Origin of the sequence: Streptococcus mitis (assembly GCF_946190275.1) — a bacterium.
GTDB classification, from domain to species: domain Bacteria; phylum Bacillota; class Bacilli; order Lactobacillales; family Streptococcaceae; genus Streptococcus; species Streptococcus mitis_DC.
Genome location: NZ_CAMHZQ010000052.1, coordinates 1 through 452 on the forward strand (window position 1 = coordinate 1; position 452 = coordinate 452).

Annotated in this window: 1 protein-coding gene; it reads right to left on the bottom strand. The window is 35.2% G+C overall.

All coding sequences use genetic code 11. The annotated features are described in order from the left end of the window. A partial coding sequence (locus N8M20_RS10190; RefSeq protein ID WP_261080514.1) for a MucBP domain-containing protein occupies positions 1–452 on the bottom strand: 452 nt, incomplete at both ends.

Here is a 452-nt window from a genome sequence, read left to right on the forward strand (position 1 = left end):
ACTGCTGGTGTATCACTTACTTTGCCTTCTTCTGGAGCTGAATCTGCTTTTTTCTCTTTCAGTTTATATACTTTTCCATCTTCTGTTTGAATTCTTGGTTTCTTAACATCTTCTGTAGTTGTATTGTAAACTGTTCCTGTTTCTACACCTTTTTTCAATTCATTTGGTGTTGAAATCGCATTTCCTGATTCGTCTTCGTACTTAACAGTTACGTCTCCATTTTCTAGTGTGTATACGTATGTGATCACTGCTGGTGTATCACTTACTTTGCCTTCTTCTGGAGCTGAATCTGCTTTTTTCTCTTTCAGTTTATATACTTTTCCATCTTCTGTTTGAATTCTTGGTTTCTTAACATCTTCTGTAGTTGTATTGTAAACTGTTCCTGTTTCTACACCTTTTTTCAATTCATTTGGTGTTGAAATCGCATTTCCTGATTCGTCTTCGTACTTAAC